This window comes from Clostridium guangxiense (assembly GCF_021043395.1).
GTDB lineage: Bacteria > Bacillota > Clostridia > Clostridiales > Clostridiaceae > Clostridium_S > Clostridium_S guangxiense.
Genome location: NZ_JAJNKE010000093.1, coordinates 1 through 1,713, shown reverse-complemented (window position 1 = coordinate 1,713; position 1,713 = coordinate 1). Strand labels below are relative to the sequence as shown.

General features: G+C 26.3%; 1 protein-coding gene. It reads right to left on the bottom strand.

Translation table 11 applies throughout. The features are described 5' to 3' along the window. Nucleotides 1-199: 199 nt before the first annotated feature. A complete protein-coding gene (locus LQK79_RS20760) occupies nucleotides 200-1,618 on the bottom strand; it encodes an IS4 family transposase (protein ID WP_053243631.1) in 1,419 nt (472 codons plus the stop codon). Between the last annotated feature and the right edge of the window lie 95 nt (nucleotides 1,619-1,713).

Below are 1,713 nucleotides of genomic sequence, written 5' to 3'. Positions count from 1 at the left end.
GCCCCATAGCCATCAACCTAATTATTCAGTAAACTGAATAATAAATATATTTAGCTTTTTTATTATAATGGAAATGATGATTCATAATCATTTCCATTATAATATGAAAATTATGACATTAAATTAAATTTAATGCGAACTAAATAAACGGCGACATATAATTTCCAAGTTGCGGTAGCCGAGGGCTTATAATCTAAAACTAAATTGCCAACTTTTTAATGTCATCTTTGTTAAACTTTATATTTTCTAGTATTAAACTAGGTCTTTTTCGTTCCTTCCTTTTTGATTTGATTCCACGCCGCAATATATTCTTTAAAATACTGTTAAAAATCTTACCTAAAGCTAGTTCACCTTTAAAAATATTTTTACTTAATTTATTAAAATGTTCCTTCACAACACTGAATGATTTGAACTCACTTATTTCTTTATTTTTTGTTTCATGAATAATACTTTTTAAAGTGAAAACTAGAGAAGAACTTAAGATTAATGCTATTAATCTTCCATACAAGAAACATTGAAATCTTTCTATTTTCACCTTTTTTACCAAATGTATTTTAAAAAGTGATTTCCATATTTTAAACATAATTTCTATTTGCCATCTCAAAGAGTATATTTCATGAACATGTTCTGTATCTAATATTGTAGGTGAAATATTTGTTATATAGACATTAATACCTAACCATAATTCACTCGTATCATTAGGTTTTCTTAATTGTTTTCTAACTTCATTATCATGCTTTGCCTTCTTTTTCCGCTTGTCTTCATCAGTTAATTTAGTTATAATTAATCTATAATTTTTTTGCTTTTTTCCTATGTAGATATCAGGAATTTCAATTGTTTCACCAGCTTGTAACTGGTGAATTAAATTCTTGATATCTATTTTTTTATACAAAGTTGATTCTTTAATCTTACCATTTTTATACTTATCAGGATTCTCGTTTTTAATATATACATTTATATTATTCTTCAATTTTGATATAAAGAAAGCATGATTTTCATCTATTGTTTCCAAATCAGTAATTTTAAAATATCCAAGATCTTTTAGGCACAAATCATTGGGCTTGATATCTTTTTGTAAGCTGCTAAGATATGAATTATCACTATCTATTCCGTTAGTTACATCACAATGAGTAATTCCGCCAGATAAAAGATCATACTCAAGTTGAATCTTAGCCATTGATTTTGTAGAACTGCCACCAGAGCCTTTGTACCTTTTATGATACTTTTCTGGAAGCTTAAATGATGTAGAATCGCATACTTTAATTCTATTGAAATGTGTTTTGAAAAAATTTTGGTTATTTTCTAGTGCTTTATTTTGTAATTTGAGCATTTCATGAAATATTGATGATATAAATTCTACAGCTTTTGAATTAAAGCGTTTGTTAAGTGCTTCTGAAGATATATCTATTGAGTATTCTATTGATAATCTAGAACATAATGAAGATAAAGCAGTTAAACATAAATCTTCACCCTTGAATATGCATAATGAAGCGAATTTTTTGGCATTTAACTTACCTTTTCTTTGAGTAAAACCACTTTTGCGTGCTAATTTATTTATTGTTTCAATTAAAAATAAATCTTTTAAGTGTTTATTTAATAATTGAATTTTTGTATGCATAATGGCATTTTAAACATCCTTCCTTGTTAGACTTTTTTCTAAAATTATATCATATATGCATATTTTTGTTTTTCTTAGGTTGATGGCTATGGGGC

Bases quoted from the DNA above. Each gene is read 5' to 3' on its own strand.
- LQK79_RS20760 (WP_053243631.1), bottom strand. From the start codon at position 1,618: ATGCATACAAAAATTCAATTATTAAATAAACACTTAAAAGATTTATTT.